Genomic DNA, 17314 nt, shown 5'->3' with positions numbered 1-17314 from the left:
CTAGCAGCTTGTCGGACTTGACCCCGCAAGAAAGGATAGAGCGGGATCAAGGTGCTTTTTGACGCGTTGCCGTTCCTTTCAGACATCTGAGTCCGCTGGCGCGACCCCAAGGACGTATCTGCACGCCTGGGCCGCCGTTTGAGCGGCCTCAGGGCGTACCTTTCTACCTTTACGCGGCACGCAGTACATGCAGGCGCTTGATGTTCCAGGCCATGGTCACCAAGCTCCATTCACCTTGAGCCTTGGCGAGTCCGCGCATGCTCATTTGCCGCCAGCCCATCACCCGCTTGATGATGCCGAACACCGGCTCAACCGTCTGCTTGCGCAGTTTGTACAGCGCTCGGCCACTTTGCGTGCTCAGGCAATGGGCCATCTGCTCGACCGGGTCGCTCGTCTGCGGTGACGGCGAGTCGGCGGCAAAGCGCTCCAGCACGGGCAAATGATGCGATTCGCGCTTGAGCGCCAGCAGCGGTTCGATCTCGGCTGCGTGGCAGGCGCTCACGTTGGCTTGGCTGAAGAAGCCGTTGTCCGCAATCAGCGTTTGCACCTCGCCCAGCGCGGCGGGCAAGGCCGCAATGCGCTGCAGCGTAGGGACCACTTCGCGCTTGTCGTTGCTGGCCTGGGTGACATGCTGTGTGATGACCAGCATCGTCTCGACATCCACCCCGGCCTGAGCGTTGTAGCTCTGCTCGAAGCCGCCGCTTGAGGCGGGCATGATGCGCGATTCTTCATCGGTTAGATTGACTTGATCGCTGTCTTTGGGGCCGGCCGCAGGTGGTTCGGGATCCTTGCCCCGCGGCTTCTTGCCGGCCTTGCGTTGGGCCTGACGCTTGGCCGTCTTGACCTCGAATTCCTGCTGCTCGACGGCGTGTCGCTCAGCCGCGCGCTGCTCGATCTTGGCCTTGGCCTGGGCAATGGCGCTGAGCCGATCTTCACGCCGGGCAATCTCGGCCGGTACATCCATGCCATCGGGCACGGCGGCACGGTCACTGTTCTCGGCCAGCGTCAACAACTGCTGGACTTCCTCGCGTAACTGCACCTCGATCCTGTTGGCATAGCCCCAGGACAAGGCTTTGTGCTTACTGGCATTGGCATCGATCTTGGTGCCGTCGAGCGCAATGTGGCCAAGCTTGAGCAGCTTCATCTCACGTGCCAGCAGCAGCACCTGGACGAACAGCGATTCGACCGCCGTCAGGAAGCGCCGACGGAACGTGGCCAGGGTGTCGTGGTCGGGGTGAGTGTTGGCCGCCACATAGCGAAACGCCACCGAGTCGTAGGTCGCGCGCTCGATCTTGCGGCTGGAGTGCACGCCGTTGGCGTAGCCGTAGATCAGCAGGCCAAGCAGCACGGCCGGATGGTGTGCGGCCGACCCCCGGCCGGCGTATTGGCCGGTCAGTTCGCGCAGATCGAGTTGCTCGATGACCTCAACCACGAATCGCGCCAAGTGATCATTCGGCAACCATTCGTCTACCGAGGGCGGCAGCAGGTACGCGGTGTCACGGTCAACTGGGACAAAACGGCTCATAGGGACGGGCTCTCGGTAGCAGAGCCCCGATTGTCGCGGATACCCCCAACGCGCGGAAGACTTGGAAAGTCCGACAGACTCCTAGGGCGTCTGATTATTCTCTGCAGTCTGCTGGTCTTTTGCGGCCAGGCCGCTGCGCTGACCATCTACAAGTACGTCGACAAGAACGGCGTGGTGACCTATAGCGATCAGGCTGCGCCCGGCGCGCAGGTGTTCGTGTTCAACGACCGCATGGTCGAGCGCCTGGACAACCAGGTGAAGCTGGAAACCAAGAAGCACGAAGCCGGCGAGACCCTGCTGATTCGCAATGACCTGTATGCCCCGGTGGAAATCGAACTGCGGCTGGAACAGGTACAGAACGCCATTGGCGCGCCGGACAAACCGATTCGCTGGGTGCTGCCACCGCGCAGCAATATCCGTCTGGCCACCCTCACTGCGCAGGACGCCTCCAAGCCGCTGCGCTACAAACCCAGGTTGCGCTACGCCCTCGGTGATCCGCGCCTGCAGCCGAGCATCCACCGTTATCCGCTGCCCTGGCGTGGCGGTCCGTTCCGTCAGACCCAGGGCGCCAACGGCACCTACAGCCATTTCACGCCCAAGGGACGCTATGCAGTGGACATCGCCATGCCCGAGGGCACGCCCATCGTCGCCGCGCGCGGTGGTGTGGTGGTCAAGACCGAGAACCAGCAGAGCGGTCGCGGCAACAACCCGGCCGGCAACTTCGTGCGCATCCTGCATGACGACGGCACCATGGGCGTTTACCTGCACCTGATGAAGGGCTCGGTCAGCGTGCGTGAAGGTCAGCGGGTGGAAACCGGCAGCCTGTTGGCGCGCTCCGGCAACACCGGCAACAGCACCGGCCCGCACCTGCATTTCGTGGTGCAGCGCAACGTCGGTCTGGCCGTCGAGTCCATTCCCTTCAACTTCCGTCAGCCGGTCAACAGCCTGCCGAACTTCGCCGTCGGCGGCGAATAGTCTGGCGGCAGAATATCAAGCAAAAAACGGCGACCCGAGGGTTAATGCTGATCAGATAAGTTAGTCACCACCCCCTCCTACTTGCAGTAGAGGGGCGCTTTTCGTAGGAGCCAGCTTGCTGGCGATGCTTTTTATGGCGGATCGCCGGCAAGCCGGCTCCTACAAAGATCGAGTGCAACGGCTTAACTGACTGGCATTAACCCGAGGGTCGCCGTTTTGTGAAAACCAGGCGTGATCAGCCGATTTCGATCATCTCGAAATCCATCTTGCCGACGCCGCAGTCAGGGCATAGCCAGTCTTCCGGCACGTCTTCCCAGCGGGTGCCGGGAGCGATGCCGTCATCCGGCCAGCCCTGGCTCTCGTCGTAAATCAGTCCACAGACCACGCATTGCCACTTTTTCATAAAAACCTCAGGCCAATCTCACGGTGTTGCGCGACGCAAGCTACCGCAATTGTACTGACGCGCCAAGTCGGCCGGTGGCATTCGCCACCAGCCAGGGACCAACCAAAGTCGGGCCGCGCAGTGCACAGCCCGCCATCAGTCAGCGAGCGGCCATCAGCGGGTCGGTCAGCGCCATGCCGTACATCGCCACCAGCGCGATCAGGCCGGCTGCAGTGAGGTAGTAGAGCGTCGGCAGGATGGTCTTGCGCAGGGTGATGCCTTCGCGTCCGAGCAGCCCAACGGTCGCTGAGGCCGCTACCACGTTGTGGATGGCGATCATATTGCCCGCCGCCGCACCGACCGACTGCGCGGCCACCATCATCGCCCCGGACACGCCGATCAGCTCGGCAGCGTTGAGCTGGAACTGTGACAGCATCAGGTTGGACACGGTGTTGGAACCGGCGATGAAGGCGCCCAGGGCGCCGACCGCCGGGGCGAAGAACGGATACACGCCGCCGACGCTGTCGGCCACCAGTTGTGCCATCGCCACCGGCATCGACACCAGGTCGCTGCCGTTGACCCCCGAGTTGATCAGGATACGCACCATGGGAATGGTGAAGATCAACACGAAGCCGGCGCCGAGCAGGGTCTTGCTCGACTCGCCCACCGCCGCCTTGAGTTCGGAGAAGCGCATGCGATGGAGGAAGAAGGTGATCAGCACTACCATGCACAGGATGCCACCCGGCAGGTACAGCGGTTCGATGGTGCCGGACACGCCGGTCTCACCGAGGATGTCCTTCCAGCCGAAGGTAAAGCTCATCAGCGCCGCTTTCACCTCGGGGAAGGTACGCGAGATCACCAGGAACACCGCCAGCAGCAGGTAGGGCGCCCAGGCCATGGGCACCGAGATCGGCGCCTTGCCGGCCACCTCCTCGATTTTCATCTCGATCTTGCCCATCCACTCGCTTGGCCAGTCTTTGGCGTCGGCGAAATCCCAGCTCTCCTTGGGCAGCAGGAAACCGGCCTTGGCCGCCGGCACGACGATGGCCAGACCGACCAGGGCGCCGATCATCGAGGGGAATTCCGGGCCGAGGAACACCCCGGCGGCCATGTACGGCAGGGAGAAGGCGAAGGCGGTGAAGATGGCGAACGGCGCCACCGCCAGGCCTTCCTTCCAGCTCTGATTCTTGCCGAAGAAGCGCGTCATGATCATCACCATGATCAGCGGCATCAGCAGGCCGATCAGGCCGTGGGTCATCGCCACCCGCGAGTAGATCAGGTGGAAGAAGGTCTCCCAGTCGCTGCCGTTGGCCACCAGCTGGGCGCTGATGCCGCTCTTGTCCAGGCCGGCGCCGACGCCCACCAGGATCGGCGTGCCCACCGCGCCGAAGGACACCGGCGTCGATTGCACCAGCATGCCCAGCACCACCGCGGCCAGGGCCGGGAAGCCCAGCGCCACCAGCAGCGGCGCGGCCACCGCGGCCGGGGTGCCGAAGCCGGAGGCGCCCTCGATGAAGCAGCCGAACAGCCAAGCGACGATCAGCGCCTGTATCCGGCGATCCGGAGTGATGTTGGAGAAGCCGCGGCGGATCGCGCTGATGCCTCCCGAATGCTTGAGGGTGTTGAGCAGCAGGATCGCGCCGAAGATGATCCACAGGATCGAGGCCGTGAGAATCAGCCCCTGCAGGCTGGAGGCGATGACCCGGTTGAGGGACATGTCCCAGGCCAGCAGGCCGATCAGGGCGGTGAGGACGAACACCAGCGGCATCGCGTACTTGGCCGGCCAGCGAAAGCCGATCAGCAGTACACCCGCCAGCACCAGTGGCACGAAGGCCAGGATGGACAGCAGCGTTTGACTCATGGGTTGGTTCCTTCTTTTTCTTGTGAACCACAGTTTTCCGGGGATACCCGGCGCCACGCATCTGGAAGGGCCGGGCGCCACGGCACCGACCTTTCCGCGAGCTGCGACGGCAGGGATCACCCATCGTCGCGCTCATGCTCGAAAGCCCCGACGGTCAGAAACCGTCAGGGCTTGTTACTGCTCCGTGGAGGCGTCAAGCGCCATCCACGGTTGTTAACCCCCTGTGTAGGAGCCCCGCCCCGGGGCGAAGCTTTTCTCCAGCTCCGCGGCGGGGCGCCGCTTCTACATGATCGGTGGGCTGCTCAGACCTCTTCTTTGAAGCGCAAACGCCAGGCATGCAGCAGCGGCTCGGTATAGCCGGACGGCTGCTCGCGGCCCTTGAATACCAGGTCGCTGGCGGCGCGGAAGGCATGGGACTGCTCGAAGTTCGGTGCCATCGGGCGGTAGGCCGGATCGCCGGCATTCTGCCCGTCGACCACCTGCGCCATGCGCTGCAGGGTCTCGCGCACCTGAGCCTCGCTGACCACGCCGTGGTGCAGCCAGTTGGCGATGTGCTGGGCGGAGATGCGCAGGGTGGCGCGGTCTTCCATCAGGCCGACGTTGTGGATATCCGGCACCTTGGAACAGCCGACGCCCTGCTCGACCCAGCGCACCACGTAACCGAGGATGCCCTGGCAGTTGTTGTCCAGCTCCTGCTGGATGTCGCTGGCGCTCCATGGGCGGTCGGCACTGACCGGCACGCTGAGCAGATCGTTCAGCAGGCTGTCGCGCTGGCTGGCCAGGTCGATCAGTTCCAGCTCGCTCTGCACCGCCTGCACATCCACCTGGTGGTAGTGCAGGGCGTGCAGCACGGCCGCGGTCGGCGACGGTACCCAGGCGGTGTTGGCACCGGCTTTCGGGTGGCCGATCTTCTGCTCGAGCATGGCTGCCATCAGATCCGGCATGGCCCACATGCCCTTGCCGATCTGCGCCTTGCCACGCAGGCCGCAGGCCAGGCCGACCAACACGTTGTTGCGTTCGTAGGCCTGGATCCAGGCGCTGGATTTCATGTCGCCCTTGCGCAGCATCGCGCCGGCTTCCATGGCGCTGTGTATCTCGTCGCCGGTGCGGTCGAGGAAGCCAGTGTTGATGAAGGCCACGCGCGCGCTGGCCGCCTCGATGCACGCCTTGAGGTTGACGCTGGTGCGTCGCTCCTCGTCCATGATGCCCATCTTCAGGGTATTGTTCGGCATGCCCAGCAGCTGTTCGACGCGACCGAACAGCTCGTTGGCGAAGGCCACTTCGAACGGGCCGTGCATCTTCGGTTTGACGATATAGACGCTGCCGGTACGCGAGTTGCCGCGACGCTGCAGGTCGTGCAGGGCGATCAGGCTGGTGACCACCGCATCGAGGATGCCCTCGGGAATCTCATGACCTTCGCCATCGAGGATCGCCGGGTTGCTCATCAGGTGGCCGACGTTGCGCACGAACAGCAGCGAGCGGCCATGCAGGGTCAGTTCGCTGCCATTGGCGGCGGTGTAGGTGCGATCCGGGTTGAGGCGGCGGGTGATGCGCTTGCCGCCTTTTTCCAGTTCCTCGACCAGATCGCCTTTCATCAGGCCCAGCCAGTTGCGGTAGACCACCACCTTGTCGGCGGCGTCGACGGCTGCCACGGAGTCCTCGCAGTCCATGATGGTCGACAGCGCCGCTTCCATCAGCACGTCTTTCACGCCGGCGGCGTCGGTGCTGCCAATGGGGCTGCTGGCGTCGATCTGAATCTCGAAGTGCAAACCGTTGTTTTTCAGCAGCACCGCGCTCGGCGTGGCGGCCTCACCTTGGTAGCCGACGAACTTCTCCGGTTGCGCCAGGGAGGTCTGCGCGCCGCTGCTCAGGGTCACCTGCAACTGGCCGGCGACCACGGCATAGGCACTGGCGTCGGCGTGCGAGCCCTTGGCCAGCGGCGCCGCCTGGTCGAGGAAGGCGCGGGCGAAGGCGATCACCTTGGCGCCGCGTACTTCGTTGTAGCCCGGGCCCTTGCTCGCACCACCCTCTTCGCTGATCGCGTCGGTGCCATACAGGGCGTCGTACAACGAGCCCCAGCGGGCGTTGGCAGCGTTCAGTGCGTAGCGTGCGTTCATCACCGGCACTACCAGCTGTGGGCCAGCCTGGGTGGCGATTTCGCTGTCGACGTTGGCGGTGCTGGCCTTAACCTGCTCCGGCTGCGGCAGCAGGTAACCGATGGAGCCGAGGAAGGCGCGGTAGGCGGCCATGTCGGTGATCGGGCCGGGGTTGGCGCGATGCCAGTTATCCAGCTCGGTCTGCAGACGGTCACGCTCGGCCAGCAGGGCGCGGTTGCGCGGGGCCAGGTCGTGCACCAGCGCGTCGAAACCGCTCCAGAAGGCCGCAGCCTCGATCCCGCTGCCGGGCAGCACTTCGCTTTCGATGAATTGCTTGAGCTCGGCGGCTACCTGCAGGCGCTGACATTGCACGCGTTCGGTCATTTTTCTGTTCTCCTGTCTGCATCCGGTTGCCTGGGATGCCTATGAATTTCGTCTCGCCTCGATCAGTCCCCTCGCCCCTCTGGGGAGAGGGTTAGGGAGAGGGGAATAGCGGCGTTTCGCGTCGCTTCCAGCCCTCTCCCCCAGCCCCTCTCCCGCAAGCGGGAGAGGGGAGAAAACGATGCGCGCTGCTTACAGCACTGCTATCCCCGCCTTGGCCACCTGCGCATCCTGCTCGGCCTTGACCCCGGACACGCCCACGGCACCCACCACCTGGCCATCCACCAGCACCGGTACGCCACCTTCCAATGAAGTCACCAGCGGTGCGCTGAGGAAAGCGCTGCGACCACCATTAACCATGTCCTCGTAACCCTTGGTCTCGCGGCGGCCGATGGCGGCGCTGCGCGCTTTCTCGGTGGCGATGTAGGCGCCGATCGGCGCGCAGCCGTCGAGGCGTTCCAGGGCCAGCGGGTGACCGCCGTCGTCGACCACGGCGATGGCTACAGCCCAGCCCTGTTGCTGCGCTTCGCTGCGGGCTGCCTGAAGGATCTGGGCGACTTCGTTCTGGCTGAGTACGGCTTTATGTTGCATGGCATACCTCATATACGTGGTTTCATAGCCCAATGAGATGGACTCCTCCCTCCTACGGCGTCATTGCGCCAGACTGAAGGTTGTAAAACAAGCAATCCCGGAGGGGGAGCCCGCATGAATGCAATCCGGGATTTGCGGCGTTCGTTGTCCCGAATTGGGCTACGGCGATCAGTGCATGGCCTCTTCGACTATTTCGATCCAGTGCCTTACCGGCGTACGTCCGGCGCCGTCCAGATGGGTCTGGCAACCGATATTGGCGGTGACGATGGCGTCCGGTTTGCCGCTTTCCAGGGCATTGAGCTTGTTGTCGCGCAGCTGGCGTGACAACACCGGCTGGGTCAGCGAATAGGTGCCGGCCGAGCCGCAGCACAGATGGCTGTCCGGCACGGCAGTGAGGCCGAAACCGAGGCGCGTCAGCACGCCTTCAACAGCGCCGCCGAGCTTCTGTGCATGCTGCAGGGTGCAGGGGCAATGGAAGGCCAGGCGCTGCTCGGCGCGTACCTGCAACTGCTCCAGTGGCTCGCTTTGCAGCACCTCGACCAAATCCTTGGCCAGGGCACTGACCCGCGCCGCCTTGCTCGCATAGGCTGGGTCGCTGGCGAGCAGATGGCCGTAGTCCTTGACGAAGGCGCCGCAGCCGCTGGCGGTCTGCACGATGGCTTCGGTGCCGGCCTCGATGGCCGGCCACCAGGCGTCGATGTTCTGCCGGGCGCGTTGCAGGCCGGCCTCCTGAGCGTTGAGGTGATAGTCGACGGCGCCGCAGCAGCCGGCCTCGCGGATTGGCGTGACACTGATGCCTAGACGATCGAGCACGCGCGCGGTGGCGGCGTTGGTGTTGGGCGACAGCCCCGGCTGCACGCAACCTTCGAGCATCAACACGCGGCGCGTGTGCTGCTGCGTCGGGCGTGGCTTGGCCGGGCGAATTTCGCGTGGCAGCTTGGCCTTGAGCGCGGCCGGCAGCAGCGGGCGCAGGGCCAGGCCAGTCTGGGTCAGCGTCTTGAACAGCGCCGGTCGTGGCACCACGGCGCGCAGTCCCTGACGCAGCAGGCGTTCGTTCAGTGGGCGCGGCACCGCCTGCTCGACCACTTCGCGGCCGATATCCAGCAGGTTGTGGTACTGCACGCCTGACGGGCAGGTGGTCTCGCAGTTGCGGCAGGTCAGACAGCGATCCAGGTGCTCCTGGGTCTTGGCCGTGACTTCGTTGCCTTCGAGCATCTGCTTGATCAGGTAGATGCGCCCGCGCGGGCCGTCGAGCTCGTCGCCGAGCAACTGATAGGTCGGGCAGGTGGCATTACAGAAGCCACAGTGCACGCAGGAGCGCAAGATGCGTTCGGCTTCCTCGGCGCGCGGCAGGCGTTTGGCCTGTTCACTCAAATTGGTCTGCACGTCTTATACCTCGGCGTACATGCGGCCAGGGTTGAAAATACCCTGGGGGTCGAGCTGGTTCTTCAGCTGGCGCTGGTAGCGCAGCAGCGGTGCGGCCAGCGGCTGGAAAGGTTGCGCCTGGCCGGCAGCGAAGCAGGTGGCGTGGCCGCCGAGCTTGGCCGTCACGCGCTGGATCAGCTCGCCATCGGCGTCGGTTATCAGCCAGCGTTGCGCGCCGCCCCAGTCGATCATCTGGCGACCGGGCAGGTCGAGCAGACCACTGTTGGCCGGCAGCGACAGGCGCCACAGGGTGCCCTCGCCAGCGAAGAACGGTAGGCGCTGTTCGCGCAGTTCATGCCAGTAGCCGTTGTCGATCTCTTCGCCACCAAGGCGTTGGCGCGCGGCCTGAACCGAGCCTTCGCCACCCTCCAGGCGCAGGTGCAGCGCCGCGCCGTCGTGGCTGGCGGCGCTGATCGGCAGCGGCTGCTGACCCCATTCGGCGAGCTTGTTCAGGGCATGTAGGGCGTCCATTTGCAGGCGCAGGCTGAGTACCTGGCGCGGTTTGGGCAGCACCTTGATCGACACCTCGGCGAGCAGGCCGAGGCAGCCGAAGCTGCCGGCCATCAGGCGCGACAGGTCGTAGCCGGCGACGTTCTTCATCACCTCGCCGCCGAAGCGCAGCAGCTTGCCCTGGCCGGTGATCACGCGAGTGCCGAGCACCTGGTCGCGTACCGAACCGGCCCAGGGCCGGCGCGGGCCGGACAGCCCGGTGGCGACCATGCCGCCCAATGTGGCGCCATCGCCCAGGTGCGGCGGCTCGCAGGGCAGCATCTGGTTGTTGGCTTCCAGCGCTGCCTCGATCTCGCTGAGCGGCGTGCCGGCGCGGGCGGTGAGTACCAGCTCGGTGGGGTCATAGCTGACGATGCCGCGATGCAGGCGGGTATCCAGCACTTCGCCCGTGGTGACACGACCCAGATGGGCCTTGCTGCCGCTGCCCTGGATGCGCAGCGGGGTGGCACTGTTCAGCGCGTAGTTGACTTGTTCCAGCAACGCGGCGCTGGCATCGAAATCATGCGACATCAGAAGCGCTCCAGTTCCGGGAAGGGCAGTTGGCCGTGATGCACATGCATGGCGCCGAACTCAGCGCAGCGGTGCAGGGTGGGGATGTTCTTGCCTGGGTTGAGCAGGCCGCTTGGGTCGAACGCTGCCTTCACCGCGTGGAACAGGGTAATCTCGTCGCTGTTGAACTGCGCGCACATCTGGTTGATCTTCTCGCGGCCGACGCCGTGCTCGCCGGTGATGCTGCCACCGACCTTGACGCAAAGTTCGAGGATCTTGCCGCCGATGGCCTCGGCGCGTTCCAGCTCGCCGGGTACGTTGGCATCGAAGAGGATCAGCGGGTGCATGTTGCCGTCGCCGGCGTGGAACACGTTGGCCACGCGCAGGCCGTACTCTTCGGACAGCTCGGCGATGCCGCGCAGTACGCCGGGTAGCTCGCGACGCGGGATGGTGCCGTCCATGCAGTAGTAGTCCGGCGAGATGCGCCCGACCGCGGGGAAGGCGTTCTTGCGCCCGGCCCAGAATTTCACCCGCTCGGCCTCGTCGCGGGCCAGGCGCACTTCGGTGGCGCCGGCCTTTTCCAGCACCTCACGCACGCGCTCGCAGTCGTCGGCGACGTCGGCCTCCACGCCGTCCAGCTCGCAGAGCAGAATGGCTTCGGCCTCCACCGGGTAGCCGGCGTGGATGAAGTCTTCGGCGGCACGGATCGCCAGGTTGTCCATCATCTCCAGGCCGCCGGGGATGATGCCGGCGGCGATGATGTCACCCACGGCGCGGCCGGCCTTTTCCACCGAGTCGAAGGCCGCCAGCAGCACCTTGGCCACCTGCGGCTTGGGCAGCAGCTTGACCGTCACCTCGGTGACGATGCCAAGCATGCCCTCGGAGCCGGTGAACAGCGCCAGCAGGTCGAAACCCGGTGCATCCAGGGCATCGCTGCCGAGGGTCATGAACTCGCCTTCGACGGTGAGGATGTCGACCTTGAGCAGGTTATGCACGGTCAGGCCGTACTTCAGGCAGTGCACGCCACCGGCATTTTCGGCGACGTTGCCGCCGATGGAGCAGGCGATCTGCGAGGACGGGTCGGGGGCGTAATACAGGTCGAAGGGCGCGGCGGCCTGGGAGATCGCCAGGTTGCGCACGCCGGGCTGCACGCGGGCGAAGCGGCCTTCGCGGTTGATCTCGAGAATCTGGTTGAAGCGCGCCATCACCAGCAGGATGCCCTGCTCCAGCGGCAGTGCGCCGCCGGACAGACCGGTACCGGCGCCGCGCGCCACCACCGGTACGCCACGGGCATGGCAGAGCTTGAGCAACTGCTGCACCTGCTCGATGCGCTCTGGCAGTACCACCAGCATGGGTGTGGTGCGATAGGCGGAGAGGCCATCGCACTCGTAAGGCTTGAGGTCTTCCTGGGTATGCAGGATGTCAAGGTCGGGCAGGCGCTGGCGCAGCTCGGCCAGCAAGGCGGCCTTGTCGACCTTGGGTAGCGCGCCGTCGACGCGCTCGTCGTACAGAATGCTCATGGCAGGCTCAATCGTGGACGATGTTGTTATTGGCGGTCATGCTGCAGACCTTGGTCTGCCTGTTTAGGCCGTCTGTATTTTTCCGTCCATCTTTGCTTGTGCTGGTATGACCAGTTTCTTTCGTCAGTCTTTCACCGCGATCCAGACAAAAGACTTATGCTTTAAGGCCTGGGCACTGGCTTCGAACGCAAGTGAATGTGCCTGCGAAAACTGGTACGACCAGTTATTGGAGGACTGGAAATGAATACGAATCAGGGTGCTGCACGACGCCAGGTGAGTGACGTGGTGGCCGAGCGCATCGAGCGGCTGATCGTCGACGGCGTACTCAAGGTGGGCCAGCCACTGCCGTCGGAACGGCGCCTGTGCGAAAAGCTGGGCATCTCCCGTTCTGCGCTGCGCGAAGGCCTCAAGGTGTTGCGCGGTCGCGGCATCATCGACACCGCCCAGGGTCGCGACTCACGGGTGGCCAAGCTCAGTGGCGAGCGCGACGCCAGCCCGCTGATGCATCTGTTCAACTCGCAGCCGCGCACCCTGTATGACCTGCTGGAAGTACGCGGCCTGCTCGAAGGCGAATCGGCGCGCCTGGCGGCGCTGCGTGGCACCGAGGCGGATTTCGTCCTGCTGACCCGACGTTACGAGGAAATGCTCGCCGCCCATGCCCAGGACAGCCCGGTCGACCCGCGCGAACACGCACGCCTCGATCATGCCTTCCACCTGGCCATCTGCGAGGCCTCGCACAATCCGGTGCTGGTGCATACCCTGCAATCGCTGACCGACCTGATGCTCAGCACCGTATTCGCCTCGGTGAACAACCTCTACCACCGCCCGGCGCAGAAGCGGCAGATCGACCGCCAGCATTCACGGCTGTATCACGCGGTAATCGAACGCCTGCCGGAACAGGCGCAGCGCGCCGCTCGCGACCATATCAACAGCATTCGCGACAATCTGCAGGAGATCGAGCAGGAAGAGCAGCGCCTGGTGCGCGCCACCATGCGTTTGGAGGGCTGGGCGTAGGGCGGGTGCAACCCGCCTGATGGCGGTGGCGGGTTGCACCCGCCCTACGTGGCTGAACTAGAGACACTGAAAGTTGGTGAGATGGTTCCGATGGGGGGTAACGGTACATTGAAGCAAGGGATCGACGCTGAGGGGCGCTTTCTTGAAGGTACTACTGATACGGGAGGGCCACTTTTCATTGAGGTGAAAAACTATACGAGCAGGTATGGTCTCTCTAATCTTAAAGAGCAAGTAGATAAGCATTTCAAAACCAAGATACTTAGGGCGTTGAATAACTCGGGCAATGGTTGGGCGCGCCAAGGTAAGCCGCATCTCCATTTTGAGTGGATGGGGGATGGCTTCAGCAAGGAAGTTAGCTTGGCCAACCGGAAGGAAGCAGTGCTCAAAATTTGTGATGATTATGTTCGCGGTGCGCTAGCTCTCGTGAACCCTGCTTTTGATTGTAAGAAAGATATTACCTTTCATATCGTAGATGAGCTTGTTGATCCATTAACCTCTAAGGGGATCTGACCATGTTGCCGGGTGTTCCACAGAAAAAAGCAGAATTTAAGTCTTTGACAGGTCGGCGCCCCTTGGAGGTATGCTTGCATGGAAGTATTTTGTATGTGCTTTATTGCTTGAATACGAATCGTGCGCTGGGGCCTTCTAGCTTCCTAAAGAAAATCGACCTGAATAGCTTCGATGGCGATTTTTTAAAGCATCCTAGTACCTACGAGCGCGAGGTAACTATACCTGGGTCTCGGATGATTAACCTCATTGACGATGCGCTGGTGATCTGTGGGGCGCTACCTGAGATCCTGAGTTTGGATGGTGCCACTATCATCTACACTGAGGCGGAAGGGGAACTGAACGCAAATTGGGATCCGGATAGCTGGTTGCATTATTGGGACGGGCGAGTCTATCGGGGCTATGGCTATCATGTTCCCGAACAGGGTGTTGATGTTATTGATATTCACACCAAATGCATCATTCATCATCTTGATCTAGATATACGTTATGAGAGCCCTTGGCAAGGCGAGTTGATGTGCGGCGAGCGCGTAAATGGCAATTTCGCTGTTTACTCATTACGCGAACGGCGTTATCTGGTCGACTTATCTTTGCAGCATTATCGTGGCGTTAACCCACAGAAGCGCATTGTAGCTAAGGTCAGTGAGGGGCGAGCTTATGTTTTAGCTGGTGCTACCTTGCTAGTGATCGATATAGCTAGTGGGCAATTGCTGCGCGAAATCAGCTATTTACAGTTAGCAGAGATGCAAGCTCATATGCAGGTCGAGCGCCTCAGCATGGCGCGTGCCTGTGCGTCCAATATGAGCATCTGCGGTACGAGTGTTATATTGACACTTTTTTCCGTCGGTGGTTATGCGCTCTATCTGGATCTGGCACAAGAACAGCCTCGTGTTTGGCTGTGGTCCGGCGGCCGCGATGTAGTTGCATTGAACTGTCCGGGTGATCTGGTTTATGGCCTGTCGAGTGCTGTTCCAATGGCTTGGGATAAATATTCGGGTGAGGTTGTCTGGCAAATGAAAGGCCCTACAGCCACAAACAAAATACAAGTCGGCGATCAATGGCTAGTGTTTTCTCAGCTGGCTGGCTACATCCAGTGTCATCACTGGAAGAAACCCTATATTTCTCCGCATCGTCCTCTGTGATTTTAATAGATGTTACCCCTCCTCTTAAATGGGGCGACGCTATTGCTGTGGCGTCGTAGGACTCCAAGTGATTTCCAGAGGCGCTGACAATGAAGGGCACCTGATATGACGGTAGGTATTCCAGAAAAAAAAGCGAAGTTTCGCTTTGCGCAGAAATTCGAGGGCGTCGTATCTGCCGCGTTGGGGGGCGATCAGTTATATGTGCAATACGGCTCAGACGAAGGTAAGCGTTACTTTAAGGCGTTTGACTTGCAGCAGTTCACTGGGGATGAGAACGATGAACCTGCGCGGCTCGTTAGGGAGGTGGAGGCACAATGGCGGCCGATGTTTCTGATGGGTAATTTGCTACATATCTATGGGAAAGCACCGGAGCTTATTGATGTCACCCAGTGGCAAGTGCTCTATAGCGAATATAATGGTATCGCCAATCCAGGCTGGGCGAGCAGTGGCCGCTTTGTCTTCCATGGTGGGAAGGTTTTCCGTACGTATGGTTGGAATGACTACAGTCAGGGGTTGGATATTATTGAAGGCGGCAAGGTCGTTGACCATGCTGAGATTGACATCCAATATTTCATGCCCTGTGCTGACGGATTGATTTACGGTGTGCGACTATCTTCATCGGTCTTCTGTGTCTATTCAGTTGCTGAAAAGGCTGTAAGGTTGGAAGTGGCGCTTGAGCGTTGTGAGTTCCCTGATGATACTCCGAAAACGGCAGTGTCCCGATGTGGTGATACGCTATATGTGTTGGCGGGTAATCATGTGCTGGTTATTGATCTGAAGACCTTTGTTGTCGTTGCCGATTTTGCCTATTTCAACAGTGACTTTATGCAGGCGCTGCTGGCCGGTTTGAAATATAAGAACCTTGCGTTTCCGCATTTCATTAGTGCCTCTAAAGATACTTTGGTGCTGAGCAATGCCGGCAGCATTGGTTATGTGCTGTGTTTATCTACAGCCGATGGTTCATTGCTTTGGGGCCGGAAAAGTAACTGGGAGATGCTTGCTGCAGATACTGACGGAGATTTGATCTTTGGTCTGGAAGAGCGCCGTCCACGGGCGTGGGATAAGTTCACTGGTGAGGAGGTATGGCAAGCCTCTGCTGGTACCATCGCCAACACCATTGAGGTGAGCGACAACTGGGTGGTGTTTCACCAGCCGTCTGGTGATATTCAGTGTTTCAACTGGAAAAAACCTTATGTTTCTCCGAGTCGTCCGGCTTAAAAGTAATGGCGATAACTATCATCCCTTTGCTTAAATCTGCTGAATGGACACGTTTGGCTGTTGGGAAAAATCTACTTGTCTCTTCTCTCCCCGTTGAAAACGCTGCGGCGAGCATCGCTGCTTCCCTAATCTTCTATGGCCTGGATCAGGCCGATAATGTGGCATTCCTGCCTGCGACTGGATCGAATCTACAGAGAATCGCTACGATCAGTCATTCGCCGCGTTGCGTCAGCGACTTGCTTATCTTGGTAAGTAGAGGATTCTGAAATGAGTGGCGTGCCAGAAAGAAAGGCTAAATACCATTTGGCGGGAGCAAACTGTGATTGTGCCAGTTGCTTGTTGGAGGGTGATGATCTTTATGTGTGGTACGAAAAGAACTGCGTAGCCGATCGTGTCCTGAGCCACTGCTTCAGAAAGATAGACCTCAATACTTTCTCCGGTGTGGAGGATGTTGTTTATGAGGGCCGTAATCTGTCAGGCTTCGCCAGTACGTTGGTCGATTGTGGCGAGTATATATGTGTCAGTGGCGGCGGCGGGGCGGTTTTCAGGAAGGCGGACATGTCTCTTGTGTATGTGGAGACTGAAGATTATTTGTCGGTCAATGGCTGGAGCACGGAAGCGCAAAGCTTCTTCTCTGATGGATTGTATTATAGAGCTGTAAATGTCCTAAGTGAGCCTCATAAAGGGTGCGACGTTGTAGATGTTGGAACCTGGGAAGTGCTTCGTCGTCTGAAAATGGATATGAATCATGTGAAACTTATTGGTAATGGGCTGTGCTATGGTATTAGAAGCTCTAAGAGATTCGCAATCTTCTCATTGGTTGATGCTGCTTTTGTTTTTGAGTTGGATTTGTTGGCGATGGGGGAGATGGATCCTGAGAGTTTTTTTGCTCGGGTGGATGACAGCGGTGAATTTATCGCAGTGCTGTGTGGGGATGTATTGGCTGTTGTTGATCCTGAGAAAAAGATTCTTGTAAAGAAAATAATGATCTCTGAATTGAGCCTGCTGTGTGCCACAGCTGCTGCTGCCGGGGTGGATGTGTTGGATTTGTGCATGCGTGGGATCAGGTTTCATGAAGGCGATGTAATCTTGAGCTCTAGTCGGTGCATGATCAGTGTTGCCGTTGATAGTGGCGTGTGTCGTTGGGTCAAACTCTACCCTGCAAACGTAAGTATAAGTCTGGCCTGTGTTTATGAAGACCTAGTTTTTGGTTCGAAGAATAATACACCTCATGCCTGGGATAGATATACAGGTGCGGAGGTCTGGGCGGCGGCCAGTGCTCTGCCTTGTCTGAGTGCACAGGTGAGTAAGGGATGGGTCGTCTATCATCAGGTAGGTGGGCATATTAGTTGCTTCCAATGGAAGAAACCCTACATCTCCCCACATCGCCCGGCCTGAAAGTAATGACGATAAACATCCTCCGTAACCGCTCCATAAACCCCGTCCTGGCGGACGGTTTTTTCAGGAAGCAGAGGCAGAAGCTGGCGAGCAGTTCCACGGCAGCAGCGCTTCGTAATCCTCGACGCGGCTCGCCGCTGACAGGCGTTCAAGGATGTGGCGCAACCAGGCGTAAGGCTCTTGCCCGTTGGCTTTGGCAGTTTCGATCAGGCTGTAGATCTGCGCGCTGGCGGTAGCGCCTTTCGGCGTGTCGCTGAACAGCCAGTTCTTGCGGCCGATG

General features: G+C 60.8%; 15 protein-coding genes. 6 read left to right on the top strand and 9 right to left on the bottom strand.

Annotation, left to right across the window (positions count from 1 at the left end):
- Positions 1 to 169: 169 nt before the first annotated feature.
- Positions 170 to 1525, bottom strand: a complete 1356-nt coding sequence (locus DBO86_RS14940; RefSeq protein WP_042858280.1) for an IS1182 family transposase — start codon at positions 1523 to 1525, stop codon at positions 170 to 172.
- Positions 1526 to 1615: 90 nt separating this feature from the next.
- Here DBO86_RS14940 and DBO86_RS14935 point away from each other — a divergent pair, with 90 nt between their 5' ends.
- Positions 1616 to 2500 carry a peptidoglycan DD-metalloendopeptidase family protein gene (locus DBO86_RS14935; protein ID WP_208630464.1) on the top strand — a complete coding sequence of 295 codons (885 nt, stop codon included), beginning with the start codon at positions 1616 to 1618 and terminating at the stop codon, positions 2498 to 2500.
- A 235-nt stretch (positions 2501 to 2735) separates the two neighbouring features.
- On the opposite strand, the gene DBO86_RS14930 is transcribed toward DBO86_RS14935, so the two are convergent.
- The 7 genes from DBO86_RS14930 to glcD all read right to left on the bottom strand — a co-directional run bounded on the left by DBO86_RS14930 (position 2736) and on the right by glcD (position 11755).
- The gene (locus DBO86_RS14930; protein WP_003242223.1) at positions 2736 to 2903 is read right to left on the bottom strand and encodes a rubredoxin; all 168 of its coding nucleotides are present in this window, start codon (positions 2901 to 2903) and stop codon (positions 2736 to 2738) included.
- A 139-nt stretch (positions 2904 to 3042) separates the two neighbouring features.
- On the bottom strand, positions 3043 to 4743 hold the full coding sequence (locus DBO86_RS14925; protein WP_108234080.1) for an L-lactate permease: 1701 nt from the start codon (positions 4741 to 4743) through the stop codon (positions 3043 to 3045).
- 302 nt (positions 4744 to 5045) lie between these two features.
- Positions 5046 to 7223, bottom strand: a complete 2178-nt coding sequence (locus DBO86_RS14920; RefSeq protein WP_108234079.1) for a malate synthase G — start codon at positions 7221 to 7223, stop codon at positions 5046 to 5048.
- A 189-nt stretch (positions 7224 to 7412) separates the two neighbouring features.
- The gene (locus tag DBO86_RS14915; protein WP_092379202.1) at positions 7413 to 7811 is read right to left on the bottom strand and encodes a heme-binding protein; all 399 of its coding nucleotides are present in this window, start codon (positions 7809 to 7811) and stop codon (positions 7413 to 7415) included.
- A 168-nt stretch (positions 7812 to 7979) separates the two neighbouring features.
- Positions 7980 to 9197: a glycolate oxidase subunit GlcF gene (gene glcF / locus DBO86_RS14910; RefSeq protein WP_074857084.1), complete on the bottom strand. Its 1218-nt coding sequence runs from the start codon at positions 9195 to 9197 to the stop codon at positions 7980 to 7982.
- Between the two features lie 3 nt (positions 9198 to 9200).
- Positions 9201 to 10256 (bottom strand): glycolate oxidase subunit GlcE, encoded by a 1056-nt coding sequence (glcE, locus tag DBO86_RS14905; RefSeq protein ID WP_074857081.1) that lies wholly within the window; start codon positions 10254 to 10256, stop codon positions 9201 to 9203.
- Entirely contained in the window at positions 10256 to 11755 is a 1500-nt protein-coding gene (gene glcD, locus DBO86_RS14900; protein ID WP_004423069.1) for a glycolate oxidase subunit GlcD, read from the bottom strand. Before glcD ends, glcE begins: the two co-directional genes overlap by 1 nt.
- A gap of 240 nt (positions 11756 to 11995) precedes the next feature.
- Between glcD and glcC the strand changes: the two genes are divergently transcribed.
- The 5 genes from glcC to DBO86_RS14875 all read left to right on the top strand — a co-directional run bounded on the left by glcC (position 11996) and on the right by DBO86_RS14875 (position 17034).
- Positions 11996 to 12769, top strand: a complete 774-nt coding sequence (gene glcC / locus DBO86_RS14895; RefSeq protein WP_004423071.1) for a transcriptional regulator GlcC — start codon at positions 11996 to 11998, stop codon at positions 12767 to 12769.
- 48 nt (positions 12770 to 12817) lie between these two features.
- Positions 12818 to 13279 (top strand): hypothetical protein, encoded by a 462-nt coding sequence (locus tag DBO86_RS14890; RefSeq protein ID WP_137088543.1) that lies wholly within the window; start codon positions 12818 to 12820, stop codon positions 13277 to 13279.
- A gap of 2 nt (positions 13280 to 13281) precedes the next feature.
- Entirely contained in the window at positions 13282 to 14418 is a 1137-nt protein-coding gene (locus DBO86_RS14885) for a PQQ-binding-like beta-propeller repeat protein (RefSeq protein WP_146173208.1), read from the top strand.
- Positions 14419 to 14523: 105 nt separating this feature from the next.
- Positions 14524 to 15636, top strand: coding sequence for a hypothetical protein (locus tag DBO86_RS14880; protein ID WP_108234077.1), 1113 nt, complete (start codon positions 14524 to 14526; stop codon positions 15634 to 15636).
- A 267-nt stretch (positions 15637 to 15903) separates the two neighbouring features.
- Complete coding sequence (locus DBO86_RS14875) at positions 15904 to 17034, top strand: hypothetical protein (RefSeq protein WP_108234076.1); 1131 nt, start codon at positions 15904 to 15906, stop codon at positions 17032 to 17034.
- Between the two features lie 63 nt (positions 17035 to 17097).
- Here the strand turns inward: DBO86_RS14875 and DBO86_RS14870 are convergent.
- On the bottom strand, positions 17098 to 17314 hold a 217-nt coding region (locus DBO86_RS14870), incomplete at its 5' end, for a transposase domain-containing protein (protein ID WP_146173179.1).

Source organism: Ectopseudomonas oleovorans, assembly GCF_003052605.1.
Classification (GTDB): Bacteria; Pseudomonadota; Gammaproteobacteria; order Pseudomonadales; family Pseudomonadaceae; genus Aquipseudomonas; species Aquipseudomonas oleovorans_A.
Note: the sequence above shows the minus strand (reverse complement) of the source record. Positions and strands in the feature narration are given on the sequence as shown.